Source organism: Rhodococcus sp. WB9 (assembly GCF_007558985.1).
Classification (GTDB): domain Bacteria; phylum Actinomycetota; class Actinomycetes; order Mycobacteriales; family Mycobacteriaceae; genus Rhodococcus_F; species Rhodococcus_F opacus.
The window spans coordinates 942,423-957,386 of record NZ_CP041769.1 but is presented as its reverse complement, the minus strand read 5'-3'; the positions used below and the strand labels follow the sequence as shown (position 1 = coordinate 957,386).

At 67.7% G+C, this 14,964-nt stretch carries 14 protein-coding genes; 6 read left to right on the top strand and 8 right to left on the bottom strand.

Features of this window, described 5'->3' with window-relative positions:
* The first annotated feature begins 49 nt into the window (after positions 1–49).
* Together FND50_RS04610 and FND50_RS04605 are read left to right on the top strand one after the other, a co-directional pair.
* Positions 50–808, top strand: coding sequence for a LamB/YcsF family protein (locus FND50_RS04610; RefSeq protein WP_144284897.1), 759 nt, complete (start codon positions 50–52; stop codon positions 806–808).
* The gene (locus tag FND50_RS04605; RefSeq protein WP_144284896.1) at positions 808–1,428 is read left to right on the top strand and encodes an allophanate hydrolase subunit 1; all 621 of its coding nucleotides are present in this window, start codon (positions 808–810) and stop codon (positions 1,426–1,428) included. Before FND50_RS04610 ends, FND50_RS04605 begins: the two co-directional genes overlap by 1 nt.
* A gap of 309 nt (positions 1,429–1,737) precedes the next feature.
* Here the strand turns inward: FND50_RS04605 and FND50_RS04595 are convergent, their stop codons facing one another.
* A complete protein-coding gene (locus tag FND50_RS04595; RefSeq protein ID WP_144284895.1) occupies positions 1,738–3,126 on the bottom strand; it encodes an aspartate aminotransferase family protein in 1,389 nt (462 codons plus the stop codon).
* Positions 3,127–3,146: 20 nt separating this feature from the next.
* Positions 3,147–4,664, bottom strand: coding sequence for a CoA-acylating methylmalonate-semialdehyde dehydrogenase (locus FND50_RS04590; RefSeq protein ID WP_144284894.1), 1,518 nt, complete (start codon positions 4,662–4,664; stop codon positions 3,147–3,149).
* Between the two features lie 132 nt (positions 4,665–4,796).
* Here FND50_RS04590 and FND50_RS04585 point away from each other — a divergent pair, with 132 nt between their 5' ends.
* The 3 genes from FND50_RS04585 to FND50_RS04575 all read left to right on the top strand — a co-directional run bounded on the left by FND50_RS04585 (position 4,797) and on the right by FND50_RS04575 (position 8,654).
* Positions 4,797–6,404, top strand: a complete 1,608-nt coding sequence (locus FND50_RS04585) for a PucR family transcriptional regulator (RefSeq protein WP_144284893.1) — start codon at positions 4,797–4,799, stop codon at positions 6,402–6,404.
* Positions 6,405–6,617: 213 nt separating this feature from the next.
* A complete protein-coding gene (ald, locus tag FND50_RS04580; protein WP_144284892.1) occupies positions 6,618–7,715 on the top strand; it encodes an alanine dehydrogenase in 1,098 nt (365 codons plus the stop codon).
* Positions 7,716–7,772: 57 nt separating this feature from the next.
* Complete coding sequence (locus FND50_RS04575; RefSeq protein WP_144284891.1) at positions 7,773–8,654, top strand: biotin-dependent carboxyltransferase family protein; 882 nt, start codon at positions 7,773–7,775, stop codon at positions 8,652–8,654.
* A 4-nt stretch (positions 8,655–8,658) separates the two neighbouring features.
* On the opposite strand, the gene FND50_RS04570 is transcribed toward FND50_RS04575, so the two are convergent.
* The 6 genes from FND50_RS04570 to carD all read right to left on the bottom strand — a co-directional run bounded on the left by FND50_RS04570 (position 8,659) and on the right by carD (position 14,056).
* The gene (locus FND50_RS04570; protein ID WP_144284890.1) at positions 8,659–9,843 is read right to left on the bottom strand and encodes a fatty acid desaturase; all 1,185 of its coding nucleotides are present in this window, start codon (positions 9,841–9,843) and stop codon (positions 8,659–8,661) included.
* Between the two features lie 172 nt (positions 9,844–10,015).
* Positions 10,016–10,984 (bottom strand): 23S rRNA (guanosine(2251)-2'-O)-methyltransferase RlmB, encoded by a 969-nt coding sequence (gene rlmB, locus FND50_RS04565; protein ID WP_007301532.1) that lies wholly within the window; start codon positions 10,982–10,984, stop codon positions 10,016–10,018.
* A 2-nt stretch (positions 10,985–10,986) separates the two neighbouring features.
* Positions 10,987–12,381: a cysteine--tRNA ligase gene (gene cysS / locus FND50_RS04560; RefSeq protein WP_005262233.1), complete on the bottom strand. Its 1,395-nt coding sequence runs from the start codon at positions 12,379–12,381 to the stop codon at positions 10,987–10,989.
* 11 nt (positions 12,382–12,392) lie between these two features.
* On the bottom strand, positions 12,393–12,869 hold the full coding sequence (gene ispF, locus FND50_RS04555) for a 2-C-methyl-D-erythritol 2,4-cyclodiphosphate synthase (RefSeq protein WP_005244898.1): 477 nt from the start codon (positions 12,867–12,869) through the stop codon (positions 12,393–12,395).
* Positions 12,869–13,549 (bottom strand): 2-C-methyl-D-erythritol 4-phosphate cytidylyltransferase, encoded by a 681-nt coding sequence (gene ispD, locus FND50_RS04550; RefSeq protein WP_144284889.1) that lies wholly within the window; start codon positions 13,547–13,549, stop codon positions 12,869–12,871. Before ispD ends, ispF begins: the two co-directional genes overlap by 1 nt.
* Before the next feature lie 18 nt (positions 13,550–13,567).
* On the bottom strand, positions 13,568–14,056 hold the full coding sequence (carD, locus tag FND50_RS04545; protein ID WP_005262216.1) for an RNA polymerase-binding transcription factor CarD: 489 nt from the start codon (positions 14,054–14,056) through the stop codon (positions 13,568–13,570).
* A gap of 263 nt (positions 14,057–14,319) precedes the next feature.
* Between carD and FND50_RS04540 the strand changes: the two genes are divergently transcribed.
* Positions 14,320–14,952: a copper chaperone PCu(A)C gene (locus tag FND50_RS04540; protein WP_144284888.1), complete on the top strand. Its 633-nt coding sequence runs from the start codon at positions 14,320–14,322 to the stop codon at positions 14,950–14,952.
* Positions 14,953–14,964: the final 12 nt, after the last annotated feature.

Genomic DNA, 14,964 nt, shown 5'->3' with positions numbered 1-14,964 from the left:
CCCGCGAGAGAATCTACAAGACGGCACTCGGAACCCTAGTATCGAATATGTGCCGGCAATCGATCTGAACAGCGACCTCGGCGAGAGCTACGGTGCCTGGACCCTCGGCGACGATCTGGCGATGCTGAAGCTCGTGACCAGCGCGAACGTGGCCTGCGGTTTTCATGCGGGCGATCCCGCCACCCTGTCGGCCACCTGTTCGGCGGCGTCCGAGCTGACGGTCCGGATCGGCGCCCAGGTGGGCTACCACGACCTCGCCGGGTTCGGACGCCGGTTCATCGACATCGCCCCACGCGACCTGACGGCCGACGTCGTCTATCAGATCGGCGCCCTCGACGGTCTCGCCCAGGTTTCCGGCTCGGCGGTGGCGTACGTGAAACCGCACGGCGCGCTGTACAACGCGATCGTCCACCACCGCGAGCAGGCCCGCGCGGTGGTCGCGGCGGTCAGCGCGTACGACGAGACGCTGCCCGTCCTCGGCCTGCCCGGTTCGGCGTTCCTCGAGGAGGCCGAGAAGGCCGGACTGCGGACGGTCACCGAGGCGTTCGCCGACCGCGCGTACACACCCGAGGGGACACTGGTGCCGCGCACGACGGACGGGGCCGTCCTGCACGATCCCGCGGTGGTGGCCGAACGGGTCCTCAGGCTCGTCGTCGATCACACCCTCGAAGCGGTCGACGGCACGGTCCTCGCGGTCACCGCCGAATCCGTCTGCGTCCACGGCGATACGCCCGCAGCCGTCGAGATGGCCACCGCCATCCGGTCGTTGCTCGACACCGAGGGCATCACGGTGGAGCCGTTCGTGTGATGCGCATCCTCGACGTCGGAGAAAGCGCGGTCCTCGCCGAGTTCGAGGATCTCGGCACCGTGCTCGCGCATTTTCGTGCGCTGGACGGCTCTCGGCCGCCCGGGGTCGTGGAGGTGATTCCGGCGGCGCGCACCATCCTGGTGCGGTTCGACCGCGGCGCGACCAGCCGCGACCGCGTCGCCAAGTGGGTACGGACCACGGAATCGGAGGCGACGGTCGCCGAGGATGCGCCCGACGAGATCCGGATAGACGTGCGCTATGACGGTCCCGACTTGGAGGACGTGGCCGAGCTGACTGGTCTCGGTGTCGACGGCGTCGTCGCTGCACACACCGGAACTCCGTGGACGGTGGCGTTCTGCGGCTTCGCACCGGGTTTCGGTTACCTCACCGGCGGCGCACCCGAACTGCACGTGCCGCGCCGATCGACGCCTCGGACCTCCGTCTCCGCCGGGACCGTGGCTCTGGGCGGGGAGTTCACGGGAATCTATCCCCGCAGCTCGCCCGGCGGGTGGCAACTCATCGGCAGCACCGACGAACCGATCTGGGATGCCGAACGCACTCCCCCCGCCCTGCTCCGCCCCGGCGTCGTCGTGCGCTTCGCCCCCGTGAGTACTTATTAACCGCCCGACGTTAATAAGTACTCACGGGCGCGAAGCGCCATCGGTTCGTACTCTCCCACAGCAGAATGCGGGAGTCCGCGCATCTCCGGGCTCCCCCGACGATGGAGCCGGCGGCCGATCCTGTTCTTCGACATAGCCTTCCGGAGGGGGCAGTGCGACCGTGGACGTGGTCGAGCTCATAGATTCTCTCCGTTGAGATCCGGGCGCCGTGTGTTGTCGTGGAAAACGAGAAAGATCCGCCCCGCGGGCGCCATTGACCGCGGGAAGGATCGAGTGTCGGGACACGCGTGTGCCCGCAGAGGGGGTGTGTCAGGAGTTGCGGTGCGCGTCCGCGATGTCGAGAACCGTGTCGAGGATCGCGAGTCCTTCGCGGGCCTCGGCCTCGGTGACGGTGCACGGAGGCACGGCGTGAATGCGATTGAAGTTGGCAAACGGCAGCAATCCTCCTGCCTTGCACGCCGCGATCACCTCGTTCATCGCCGGACTGGAGGTGCCGTACGGAGCGAGCGGTTCCTTCGTGGCACGGTCGGCGACGAGTTCGATCGCCCAGAACACGCCGAGTCCGCGGACTTCGCCGATCGACGGGTGCCGGTCGGCCAGGCCACGCAGTCCGGGACCGAGGATCTCGCTGCCGATCCGGGCCGCGTTCTCGACGATCCCCTCGTCCTCCATCGCGTTGATGGTCGCGGCTGCGGCTGCAGTGGCGAGCGGATGTCCCGAATAGGTAAGCCCGCCGGGGTACGGCCGGTTGGCGAACGTCGCCGCGATCTTCTCGCTGATCGCGACACCACCGAGCGGGACGTACCCGGAGTTGACCCCCTTCGCGAACGTGATCAGGTCGGGAACGACACCGAAATGGTCGATCGCGAACCACTTTCCGGTCCGGCCGAAACCGGACATCACCTCGTCGGCGATGAACACGATGCCGTAGCGGTCGCAGATTTCGCGGACACCGGCCATGTAGCCGGGCGGGGGCACCATGATCCCCGCGGTCCCGGGAACCGATTCGAGCACGATCGCTGCGATCGAGTTCGGCCCCTCGAGGCGGATCAGCTGGTCGAGGTGCTCGAGCGCGCGCTCGGTCTCCTGCTGCTCGTTCTCCGAGTGGAACTGCGACCGGTACAGGAACGGTCCGTGGAAGTGGACGACTCCGCTGTTGCCGTAGTCGTTGGGCCACCGGCGCGGATCCCCGGTGAGGTTGATCGCGGTGTCCGTGCCGCCGTGGTACGAGCGGTACCGCGACAGCACCTTGTAACGGCCGGTGTGCAGCCGAGCCATGCGCACCGCATGCTCGTTGGCGTCGGCGCCGCCGTTGGTGAAGAACACCTTGTTCAGGTCACCCGGGGTCCGCTCGGCGATAAGTCGCGCGGCCTCGGAGCGGGCGTCGTTCACGTACTGCGGTGCGATGGTGCACAGCTTCGCGGCCTGGTCCTGGATGGCGGCAACGACTTTGGGGTGCTGGTGCCCGATGTTCGTGTTGACGAGCTGGGACGAGAAGTCGAGCATGCGGTTCCCGGCACCGTCCCACACATACGAACCCTCGGACGCGAGGATCGTCATCGGGGTGATCTGCTCCTGCGCGGACCACGAGTGGAACACGTGCGCCCGGTCGAGGGCATACGCGCGCTCCCCTTCGACACGGGCCACGTCGAGAGACTGACCGGTAGGCAAAAGTTCCGGGGAGACTGTCGTCGTCATGACCGTAGGTCCTTTCCAACTCAGTTGTTCTGGGGGAAGCCGAGGTTGAGGCCGCCGTGGCTGGGGTCGAGCCAGCGGGTGGTGACGACCTTGCCGCGGGTGAAGAAGTGGACGCCTTCGGTGCCGTGGGCGTGGGTGTCACCGAACAGGGAGTTCTTCCAGCCGCCGAAGGAGTAGTACGCCATGGGGACGGGGATGGGGACGTTGATGCCGACCATGCCGACCTCGACCTCGTTCTGGAACCGTCGGGCGGCGCCGCCGTCGTTGGTGAAGATGGCGGTGCCGTTGCCGAACGGGCTCGAGTTCACCAGTTCCAGGGCCTGCTCGTAGGAGTCGACGCGGATCACGGAGAGGACGGGTCCGAAGATTTCGTCGGTGTACACGCTCATGTCGGTGGTGACGTGGTCGATCAGGGTCGGTCCGAGCCAGAACCCGTCCGCACCGCCGTCGGCCTGCACCTGCCGCCCGTCCACGACGATGGTGGCGCCGTCGTTTTCGCCGGCGTCGATGTAGGAGGCGACCTTGTCGCGGTGCACCTTGGTCACCAGCGGTCCCATGTCGGAGTCGAGGGTGCCGTCGCCGATCTTCAGGGTGTCGGTGCGGTCTTTGATCTTGGTCACGAGTTCGTCGGCGATGTCGCCGACCGCGACCAGGGCGGAGATGGCCATGCAGCGTTCGCCGGCGGAGCCGAAGCCGGCGTTGACCATGGCGTCGGCGGCGAGGTCGAGGTCGGCGTCCGGGAGGACGATGGCGTGGTTCTTCGCCCCACCGAGGGCTTGGACGCGTTTGCCGTGGGTGGTGCCGGTGGCGTAGACGTATTGGGCGATGGGGGTGGATCCGACGAAGCTGATGGCCTTGATGGCGGGGTGGGTGAGCAGTTCGTCGACGGCGGTCTTGTCGCCTTGGAGGACGTTGAACACCCCGGCGGGCAGTCCGGCTTCGGCCCAGAGTTCGGCCATCCAGATCGCGGCGGTGGGGTCCTTCTCGGACGGTTTGAGGACGACGGTGTTGCCGGCGGCGATGGCGATGGGGAAGAACCACATCGGGACCATGGCGGGGAAGTTGAACGGGGAGATGATCCCGACCGGGCCGACGGGCTGGCGGAGGGAGGAGACGTCGATGTTGGTGGAGGCGTTTTCGGTCATGCCGCCCTTGAGCAGGTGCGCGATGCCGCAGGCGAATTCGACGACTTCCTGGCCGCGGGAGACCTCACCCAATGCGTCGGAGACGACCTTGCCGTGCTCGGCGGTGATGATCTCCGCCAACTCGCCCTTGCGGGCGTTGAGCAGTTCCCGGAATGTGAAGATCACCTGGGTGCGCTTGGCGAGGGAGGTGTCGCGCCAGGCGGGGAACGCGGCGGCGGCGGCGTCGATCACGGCGCGGGCGTCCTCGACGCTGGCGAGGGCGACCTGACCGGTGACGGCACCGGTCGCCGGATTCGTGACCGGAGCGGTATTGCCGCTCGTACCCGTGAAACTCTTGTTGTCGAACCAGTGTGGGACGGTCCGGGTCTGCGCTGCGCCATCGCTGTGTGTCATGGGTGTCCTTACCGAGAGAGCCGATACGCGGAAACTCCGCGCGAAGTGCGATGTCTTCACTGTGGTCCGTCAACGAGCGCCTGGATCCCGACGATCTGTAAGGAAATCCCACCTCTGCTTTACACTGTGTAAATGCAGCCCACCATCGTCGACATCCTGGCGCTCCCGGTCGTACAGGCGGGAACACCCGAGGTGATCGGCGGCGGACCGCTCGACAGGCCGGTGCGTTGGGTGCACGTCAGCGATCTACCCGATTTGTCGAACCTCCTCCAGGGTGGCGAACTCGTCCTCACCACCGGCCGGCCGCTCGCGGACGACTCGTCGAGCGTGGCGTACCTGGAGGGACTGGCCGCGGCGGGCGCAGCCGGACTCGTCGTCGAACTCGGCGTCCACGTCGACACTGTGCCGGAAGGGGTGGCGCGCGCCGCCGACAGACTGTCGTTCCCCGTCATCGCACTACACCGCCAGATCCGGTTCGTCGAGGTCACCGAGGAAGTGCACCGATCGATCGTCGCGGAGCAGTACGACGAGGTCGCGTTCGCCCGGCACGTGCATGAGGTCTTCACAGACCTGAGCATGAAGCGGGCATCGCTCGGTGAGATCGTCGACGCCGCGGCCGGAATGCTCGGCGCCCCGATCGTGCTCGAGGACCTCAACCGGCAGGTACTGGCCTTCGCGGCGCAGGGAACCACGGCGGCGGATCTCCTCGCCGAGTGGGAACGTCGGTCGCGGCTGACGCCCGTATCGCATCAGACCGCGATCGACGGCCCGGAGTCGTGGACGACGACGCCCGTCGGCGCGCATCGGCAGGAATGGGGACGACTCGTCGCCCCTCGCCCCGTCGCCGCCGAAGGTCGGGCGCGGATGGCCCTCGAGCGTGCCGCGCAGGCGCTCGCACTGAACCGCATGGTCGAGCAGGACCGGACCGCGCTCGAGCAGCAGGCCCAGAGCGGGCTCATCGACGAACTCCGCCGCGGACGCATCCAGGACGAGGCCGAGGCGACGGCGCGCGCCCATGCGCTCGGCCTCCGGCCGGCACTGACCTACCTGCCGATGACGGTCCGGGTCAGCGAAACCGCCAGCGCCGACCAGGTTCTCGCGCAGCGGCGGCGTGTGAACATGCTGGACGCCGTCCGCCACGCGGTCCGGACGTCGCGGCAAACCGCACTCACCGCGAACACCCGCGCCGGACAGATCGACCTGCTCCTGTCGCATCCGCCGGCGTCCACACCCGACGCGCTGTCCGAACTCTGTGCGGCGATCCGTGCCGCGCTCACCCGGCTCGACGGCGTCCTCCACTGCACGATCGGTGTCGGCCCCGAATCGACCCGGCTCCTGGACGCCGCCGGCGGCCTGACGGAATCCGCTCACATCGCCGAGGTCGCGCTGTCGTTGCCACCTGGCGACAGGGTCTTTCACCGAGCAGCCGACATCCGGTTGCGCGGTCTGCTCGCCCTCATCCGGACCGATCCGCGGGTGCAGGCCTTCGCCGAGACCGAACTCCGCGGCCTGCTGGAGCATCAGGCGCGACACGGCGGCGACAGTGTCGACGTCCTGCGCAGCTTCCTCGAACTCGGCGGCAACAAGACGGAACTCGCGAAACAGCTCCACCTCTCTCGCCCCACGCTCTACGCGAAGCTAGCTATGATCCAGCGCCTGCTCGGTGTCGACCTGGACGACGCCGAGTCCCGGACGTCGCTGCACACGGCCATGCTGATCCTGCGGCTCCGCCACCCGTGAGTACTTGTTAACGGCGGGCGGTTAATAAGTACTCACGGGGCGGAGCCACTCTCCGAACATCGTTCGACGACGACCGGAACAGGGTGCCGGCATTCGAATTGTCGCGAGCCAGTACCCCAACATAGAGAATTATCTTCATGACTATTGGCAGAGACGGACGCTTTCTTCACCATTGGCACCTACCAATCGAATTTCCGACAGCACGGAGCTCTCATGAAGATCGGTATCCCCCGCGAAATCAAGAACCACGAATACCGGGTGGCCATCACCCCCGCCGGTGTCCACGAACTCACCGAACGCGGCCACGAGGTGATCATCGAATCCGAAGCCGGCATCGGCTCCTCCTTCGCGGATGAGGACTTCAAAGCCGCAGGCGCCCACATCCTCCAGGCCGCCGACCAGGTATGGGACACCGCCGACCTGCTCCTGAAGGTCAAAGAACCCATCGCCGAGGAATACACCCGCCTGCGCCAGGACCAAGTGCTCTTCACCTACCTGCACCTCGCCGCCTCCAAGGACTGCACCGACGCCCTGCTCGCGTCCAAGACCACCGCCATCGCCTACGAAACCGTCATCGGCGCCGACGGCTCCCTCCCCCTGCTCGCCCCGATGAGCGAGGTCGCCGGACGACTCGCCCCACAGGCCGGCGCCTACCACCTCATGCGCCAGGGCGGCGGCCGCGGCGTCCTGATGGGCGGCGTCCCCGGCGTGCGCCCGGCCAAGGTCGTCGTCATCGGCGCCGGCGTCTCCGGCCGCAACGCCATCGCCATCGCCCACGGCATGCACGCCGACGTCACCGTCCTCGACCTGTCCATCGCCCGCCTCCGCGAGATCGACGCCCTCTACCACGGCCAGGTCAAGACCATCACCTCCAACAGCCTCGAACTCGAACAGGCCGTCGAGGGCGCCGACCTGGTCATCGGCGCCGTCCTCGTCCCCGGCGCCAAGGCCCCCACCCTCGTCTCCAACAACCTCGTCTCGCGGATGAAGCCCGGCTCGGTCCTCGTCGACATCGCCATCGACCAGGGCGGCTGCTTCGCCGACTCACGTCCCACCACCCACGCCGAACCCACCTACCAGGTCCACGACTCCGTCTTCTACTGCGTCGCCAACATGCCCGGCGCCGTCCCCCGCACCTCCACCTACGCCCTCACCAACGCCACCCTCCCCTACGTCGCCGCCCTCGCCGACAAGGGCTGGAAAGAGGCCACCGCGACCGTCCCCGGACTCGCCGACGGCCTGTCCACCCACAACGGACAGCTGCTGTCCGCCGAAGTCGCTGCCGCGCACAGCTACACCGCAGTCTCCTGAGCGATTGATCCGACGAGAGCGTATCCAGCAGACCTGCGGTTGCGGGACAATCGAAGGATGGCTTGGCTCGAGGTCGTGCGCACCGGACCCTTCACCACCGTGCAGGATCGGGGCCGCCCCGGTTACGCGTCGATCGGCGTCGGCGAGTCGGGTGCCGCCGACCGCGACGCGCACGACAGCGCAAACCGGTTGGTGGGCAACCATTCCGGCGCAGCCACGTTGGAGGTCACGCTCGGTGGGCTCGCGGTACGTGCGGCCGGGACCGTCTCTGTTGCCGTCACGGGCGCCCGGAACCCCGTCACCGTCAATTCCGAACCCCGGCCCGCCTACACGATGCTGCACCTGAACACCGGCGACCTGCTGGAGATCGCGTTCGCATCGGAAGGACTCCGCAGCTATGTCGCGGTGCGCGGAGGTTTCGACGTGCCCACGGTGATGGGGAGCCGGTCCACCGACACTCTGTCGGGGATCGGCCCCGATCCCGTCGCCGAGGGTGATCGGCTGCTGGTCGGTGCGGATGCCGGCGACTGGCCTGCGGACGAGATCATCCCCCCACCGGCCGCCCCCGAGGATCCGCTGATGATGCGCGTCCGGCTCGGACCGCGGGACGACTGGTTCACCCCCGCGTCCGTCGAGGCCCTTCTCCGCGAGACGTGGACGGTCAGCTCCGACACCAATCGCGTGGGGGCACGACTCGAGGGTCCGGGACCGTTGCACCGCGCGGTGACGGAGGAGATGCCGAGCGAGGCCATGGTGGCGGGGGCGCTGCAGGTGCCGCCCAACGGTCGGCCCATCCTGTTCCTGGCCGATCATCCGGTGACCGGCGGCTATCCGGTGATCGCCGTGGTCGCCGAGGCCGATTTGCCGGTGGCTGCGCAGTTGCGGCCCGGGCACCGGGTCCGCTTCCACCGGATGGTGGCGCCGACCATTCCGCGGTGACGCCCTACCTCGCTGCCAGCGCGGTTCGGAGCCCGCGAAGCCGTCCGGTCACGGGATCGGCCCCGACCGCCGCCCGCCCACGGAACTTCACTTCCGAGGCCGTCTCCGGCGCGTCGTCCGACGTCGCCCGGAGGAATCGGTTGGGCAGCGCCAGTTTGTGAATGGTGCGCAGCGTCAGAAGGTATTGCCGCGCAAGCGAACCGGTGGTGTACGGCAGGTCGTACTTCTCGCACAGGCCGCGCACCGCGGTCGAGATCTCGGCGTACCGATTGCTGGGAATGTCAGGGAAGAGATGGTGCTCGATCTGATAGCACAGGTTGCCGCTCATGAAGGCCATGACGGCGCCGGCCCGGAAGTTCGCGGTGCCGAGCATCTGGCGGGCCCGGCTTTCGTCCTCGAGTTCCGCAAGCGTGAACTTTTCGGCTCCGTCGGGGACGTGCCCGCAGAAGATCACGACGTACGACCACACGTTCCGCAGCAGGTTGGCAACGAGATTCGCCTTCAGCGTTCGTCGCCACCGCCGCCCGCTGAGAACGGGGAACAGCACGTAGTCCTTGCCCATCTGCCGCGCGATCTTGCCGAGCAGATCTCGCACCGGTGGACGCAGACGCCGGCTCGCCTTGTCTTCGGCACTGGGCGGAAGCAGATCGTGGAGCGCGATGCCCCATTCGAACGACGCCGCGAGCAGCAGATTCTGAATCGGCTGTAGCAGGTGGATCGGACGCCTTTCCTGATCAGGAGTGACGCGCATGACGCCGAACCCGACGTCATCGTCCATCCCGAGCACGTTGGTGTACTTGTGGTGACGGAAGTTGTGCGCATACTTCCACTGCGACGACGGACCCACCTGATCCCACTCCCAGGTGCTCGAGTGGATCTCGGGATCGTTCATCCAATCCCACTGCCCGTGCGAGACGTTGTGGCCGATCTCCATGTTCTCGACGCTCTTGGCCACACCCAGTGCCGTCGTCCCGAGGACCACGCCCGTGGACGACCGGCTCCCGTGGATCATCAGTCGGGCGAGTCCGTCGAGCACGCGCTGGAACGCGATGGTGCGGCGGATGTACGTCGCGTCCTTCGCCCCGAGGGACTCCGCGACGTCGCGGCGTAGTGCGTCGAGTTCGAATCCGAGCGCCTCGACGTCGTGCTGGGTGAGGTGCGCGTATTCCTTGATATCGGTGATTGCCATGACCGGCCTCCAACCTCGCGGTCACTGATGACCTCAGTGACCGCCGCTGGTAGCAGCCTGTCAACACTGTAGGTCTACGGTAGGTGCCGACAGTGTTGAAGCGGCGCCCTCAGCCCGCTACCGACCGTGCGGGCTTGCCCGACGACAACCTGCTGTTCGCGGGTCGGGGAGCCTAGCCGCGGCGACGACGGGCGATATCGGCGAGCACGACACCCGCGGCGACGGATGCGTTGAGCGATTCGACGGGGCCCGCCATCGGAATGCTGAGGATGGCGTCGCAGTTCTCGCGGACCAGGCGCGACAGTCCCTTGCCCTCCGAGCCGACCACGACCACCACGGGGCCGCTGCCGTCGAACTCGTCGAGGGTGGTATCGCCACCCGCATCGAGACCAACCACCTGGACGCCCTTGGACGCCCAATCCTTCAGTGTGCGAGTGAGATTGGTGGCGCGGGCGATCGGCAGGCGGGCTGCCGCGCCGGCGCTCGTCCGCCACGCGACCGCGGTGACCGACGCACTGCGGCGCTCCGGGATCACCACACCGTGACCACCGAACGCGGCCACCGAACGCACGACGGCACCGAGGTTGCGGGGATCGGTGATGTTGTCGAGGGCCACGAGCAGCGGCGCCTCCTGATGCTTGCGGGCTTCCGCGATCAGGTCGTCAGGGTGCGCGTAACGGTACGGGGGCACCTGCAACGCGATGCCCTGGTGCATGCCGTTGGCGCTGAGCCGGTCGAGATCGGTCCGGGGAACCTCGAGGATGGAGATGCCCGCGTCGGCAGCCCGCTGAACGGATTCCTTCAGGCGATCGTCGCTCTCGGTCCCGACCGCGACGTACAGCGCGGTCGCGGGGACGCCGGCGCGCAGGCACTCGACGACGGGGTTGCGGCCCAGCACGTTCTCGGGGCCGTCGAGCACCTTGCGTCCGGCGGTCTGACGACCGCGGCCGGGCTGCTTGTCGGCTTCCCTGGCCGCGCGGGCGGCGCGCTTGGCGGCGGGGTGCTTGGTGCGGGCTTCCGCGGGCGGGGTGGCGCCGCGGCCTTCCAGCCCCTTGCGGCGCTGGCCACCGGAACCGGCGACCTGCCCCTTCTTGGTACCGGCCTTGCGGATGGCTCCGCGCCTACTCGAATTTCCAGCCATTACTACTGTCCTGCCTTGAGAGACCACTCGGGCCCGTTGGGGGTATCGGTGACCTCGATGCCCGCCCGGATGAGACGGTCACGCACCTCGTCGGCCACAGCCCAGTTCTTCTCGGCGCGGGCACTCTGCCTGCGCTCGAGTTCGGCCCGGACCAGAACGTCCAGGGCATCGGTTGCCGCGGACGCATCCGCGGTCTCCTGAGTCCAGTGCTCGTCCAGCGGGTCGACGCCGAGGATTCCGAGCATGGCCCGGACCTGCGACGCGATCTCGCGCGCACCCTCGAGATCTCCGCCGTCGAGGGCGATGTTGCCCTCGCGGACCTTGCCGTGCACCTCGGCGAGCGCGGCGGGGACGGCGAGGTCGTCGTCGAGCGCGCGAGCGAACGCCTCCGTCCACCGCCCGACCGGCACCTCACCGGCACGCTCCTGCGTGCGCATGACGAACGACTCGATCCGGCGGAACGCCGCGGCCCCCTCGTCGAGCGCGGTGTCGGAGTACTCGAGCATCGACCGGTAGTGGGCACTGCCCAGGTAGTAGCGAAGCTCTTGCGGCCGAACCTTTTTCAACACGTTCGGCACCGAGAGAACGTTGCCGAGCGACTTCGACATCTTCTCGCCACCCATGGTGACCCAGCCGTTGTGCAGCCAGTACTGCGCGAAGTCGTCGCCGGAGCACTTGGCCTGCGCGATCTCGTTCTCGTGGTGCGGGAACACCAGGTCCAGGCCACCGCAGTGGATGTCGAACGCCGCCCCGAGATAGAACTCGGCCATCGCCGAGCACTCGAGGTGCCAGCCAGGCCGACCCCGGCCCCACGGCGTCGGCCACGACGGCTCGCCCGGCTTCTCCGCCTTCCACAGCGTGAAGTCGCGGGGATCACGCTTGCATTCGCCGGCGCTCTCGCCCTGGTGCACGTCGTCGAGCTTGTGCCCGGACAGGCTGCCGTACCGGGGGTAGCTGCGGACGTCGAAGTAGACGTCCCCGCCCGCGGCGTACGCGTGGCCGTTGTCGATGAGGCGCTGCATCATCTCGACCATCTGCGTGATGTGGCCGGTGGCTCGCGGCTCGACGGACGGCGGCAGCACACCCAGCTGCTGATAGGCCCACGTGAAGGACCGCTCGAACGTGGCGGCCCACTCCCACCACGGCCTGCCCGCCTCCGCGGCCTTGTTCAGGATCTTGTCTTCGATGTCCGTGACGTTGCGGACGAACGCCACGTCGTAGTCGTGGGCGAGCAGCCAGCGTCGCAGCACGTCGAATGCGACGCCGCTGCGTACGTGGCCGATATGGGGGTCGCCCTGCACCGTGGCGCCACACAGGTACACCGATGCGTGTCCAGGGGCCAGCGGAACGAAGTCACGCATGGCCCGCGTCTCGGTGTCGAATAGGCGCAGGGTCACGACCAGCGATCCTACCTGGCGCTTCGATCGGGAATGACCAACGCGGTGGCCATGGCGGCGATCCCCTCGCCGCGCCCGGTGAGGCCGAGCCCGTCCGTGGTGGTCGCGGACACCGAAACCGGCGCGCCCAAAATGTCGCTGAGCACCTTCTGCGCCTCGTTTCTGCGCGGGCCGATCTTCGGCCGGTTCCCGATCACCTGGACCGCGGCGTTGGCGACACCGAAGTCGTCTTCTTCGAGGAGGCGGCGTACCTCGGCGAGCATCGCGGCACCGCTCACCCCGGACCATTCGGGCCTGCCGGTTCCGAAGACGGAACCGAGATCGCCGAGTCCGGCGGCGGAGAGCAGGGCGTCGCAGAGTGCGTGAACGGCCACGTCGCCGTCGGAATGACCCGCGCAGCCGTTCTCGTCCTCGAAGAGCAGGCCGGCCATCCAGCACGGCCGTCCCTGCTCGATCGGGTGAACGTCCGTCCCGATTCCGACTCGCACTAGTGCGCTCCCTCTTCCACCAGCGCGCGGGCCAGCACGAGGTCCAGCGGCGTGGTGATCTTGAATGCTGTGGGTTCTCCGACGATGCTGCGGACCCGTTCCCCGAGGCGCTCCACCAGTCCGGCGTCGTCCGTGGCGATGCCGTCGGCGGCGTCGTAGGCGCGCCGGAGCAGTTCCGCGGTGAAACCCTGCGGAGTCTGCACGGCCCGCAGTTCGGACCGCTGGGGGGTGCCGGTAACCGCACCGAGAACGTCGACGGTCTTGATGGTGTCCGCCACCGGGAGGACGGGGATGACCGCGCTGCGGCCGCACCGCAGCTCCGCGACCACCCGCGCGATGAGCGACGGTGGTGTGAGCGCTCGGGCGGCGTCGTGCACGAGCACGTATTCGGCGTCGTCCGCGACGGCGAGTCCGGCGCGAACCGAATCGGTCCGCTCGCTACCGCCGGCCACGACGGTGACGTCACCGGGGAGGAGGGTTCGCGTCGACTCGACGAGCTCCTCCGGAACGATCACGACGACGCGGTCGACAGCCCCCGACTGCAGGAGCCCGTCGACCGCGCGTGCAAGCATGGTGGTCCCACCCAGATCAACGAATGCCTTGGGCTTGTTCTCGCCCAAACGCACTCCCTGACCTGCGGCGGGAACCAGTGCGACTACAGGACCTTTTTCCTCGGCCACTGTGGGTATCGCGACTGTCTAGGACGCGGCCGCGAGGACCTCGTCGAGGATGGTCTCGGCCTTGTCGCTGTCGGTGCCTTCGGCCAGTGCGAGTTCGCCGACAAGAATCTGCCGCGCCTTCGCGAGCATGCGCTTCTCTCCTGCGGACAGGCCGCGATCCTGCTCGCGACGCCACAGGTCCCGAACGACCTCGGCGACCTTGTTGACGTCACCTGACGCGAGCTTTTCGAGATTCGCCTTGTAGCGGCGCGACCAGTTGGTGGGTTCTTCGGTGTGCGGTGCCCGCAGTACCTGGAAGACCTTGTCGAGACCTTCCTGGCCGACGACGTCGCGTACGCCCACGTACTCTGCGTTGTCTGCGGGAACCCGTACGGTGAGATCGCCCTGAGCAACCTTGAGAACGAGATATTCCTTCTGCTCACCCTTGATGGTGCGGGTTTCAATAGCTTCGATCAGCGCCGCACCGTGATGGGGGTATACGACGGTGTCTCCGACCTTAAAAATCATCTGTCCCGTGCCCCTTTCGATCATTCGAGTTTAACACGTGTCCGGAACCTGGTCTCATCAACGGTGCAGGTCAGGGGCATCATGGCCTGACCGTAGGGGTTGACAGGGTCCCCGATACGTGCATTCCGGACACCCCGATCGGGCGGTTCTCCAGCGCCGAAACCGCACGCAGACAACCATTGTGAGTACCCAGCGAGCAGGCCGTGCGGACGAACTACTACTCTGCCTAGTTGAAGTGCGAACCTGACACCGGAGGACAACTCGTGACTGCTCTCGACAAGTCGACTCGCCGAGTCGCTACCGCCGTCGCTCTCGCTGCCGGCGCAGCACTCGTGCTGTCCGCCTGCAGCGCGGGCCAGATCACTCAGACGTCGAGTCAGGTCGCCGCGGTCAACGGCAACAGCGCGGACGTCGGGTCGATCGCCCTGCGCAACGTGCACGTGGTCTACCCCAACTCCGCCGAGTACAGCCTCGAGCCGGGCGGCAACGCCGTCCTCGCGTTCACCGCGATCAACAACAACGAGGACACCCCCGACAAGCTGACCCGGATCAGCACCGACTTCGCGCAGTCCGTCACCCTCGGCGACAAGGCGGGCGGCCTCGAGATCGCGCCGCAGACCGCGCTCGTCGCCGGACTTCCGGGCGAGGACGCCGAAGCGAGCGCCGACGCCGCCGGCCAGACGGACGAAAGTGCCGACGCACCCACCGACGTCGTCCTCGTCACCCTGGACGGCCTGAAGGAAGGCGTCCGCCCGGGCCTCACCTTCCCCGTCACGTTCGCGTTCGAGAAGGCCGGAGACGTCACCGTGTCCGTTCCCGTCGACGCGGGCCACGAGACCGAGCGCCACGTCTCCGACACGTCCCCCGGATCCGAAGCCGAGGGCGGCGGACACTAACAGCCGGACCGG

Bases quoted from the DNA above. Each gene is read 5' to 3' on its own strand.
- FND50_RS04605 (WP_144284896.1), top strand. From the start codon at position 808: ATGCGCATCCTCGACGTCGGAGAAAGCGCGGTCCTCGCCGAGTTCGAG.
- FND50_RS04595 (WP_144284895.1), bottom strand. From the start codon at position 3,126: ATGACGACGACAGTCTCCCCGGAACTTTTGCCTACCGGTCAGTCTCTC.
- FND50_RS04590 (WP_144284894.1), bottom strand. From the start codon at position 4,664: ATGACACACAGCGATGGCGCAGCGCAGACCCGGACCGTCCCACACTGG.
- FND50_RS04585 (WP_144284893.1), top strand. From the start codon at position 4,797: ATGCAGCCCACCATCGTCGACATCCTGGCGCTCCCGGTCGTACAGGCG.
- ald (WP_144284892.1), top strand. From the start codon at position 6,618: ATGAAGATCGGTATCCCCCGCGAAATCAAGAACCACGAATACCGGGTG.
- FND50_RS04575 (WP_144284891.1), top strand. From the start codon at position 7,773: ATGGCTTGGCTCGAGGTCGTGCGCACCGGACCCTTCACCACCGTGCAG.
- FND50_RS04570 (WP_144284890.1), bottom strand. From the start codon at position 9,843: ATGGCAATCACCGATATCAAGGAATACGCGCACCTCACCCAGCACGAC.
- rlmB (WP_007301532.1), bottom strand. From the start codon at position 10,984: ATGGCTGGAAATTCGAGTAGGCGCGGAGCCATCCGCAAGGCCGGTACC.
- carD (WP_005262216.1), bottom strand. From the start codon at position 14,056: ATGATTTTTAAGGTCGGAGACACCGTCGTATACCCCCATCACGGTGCG.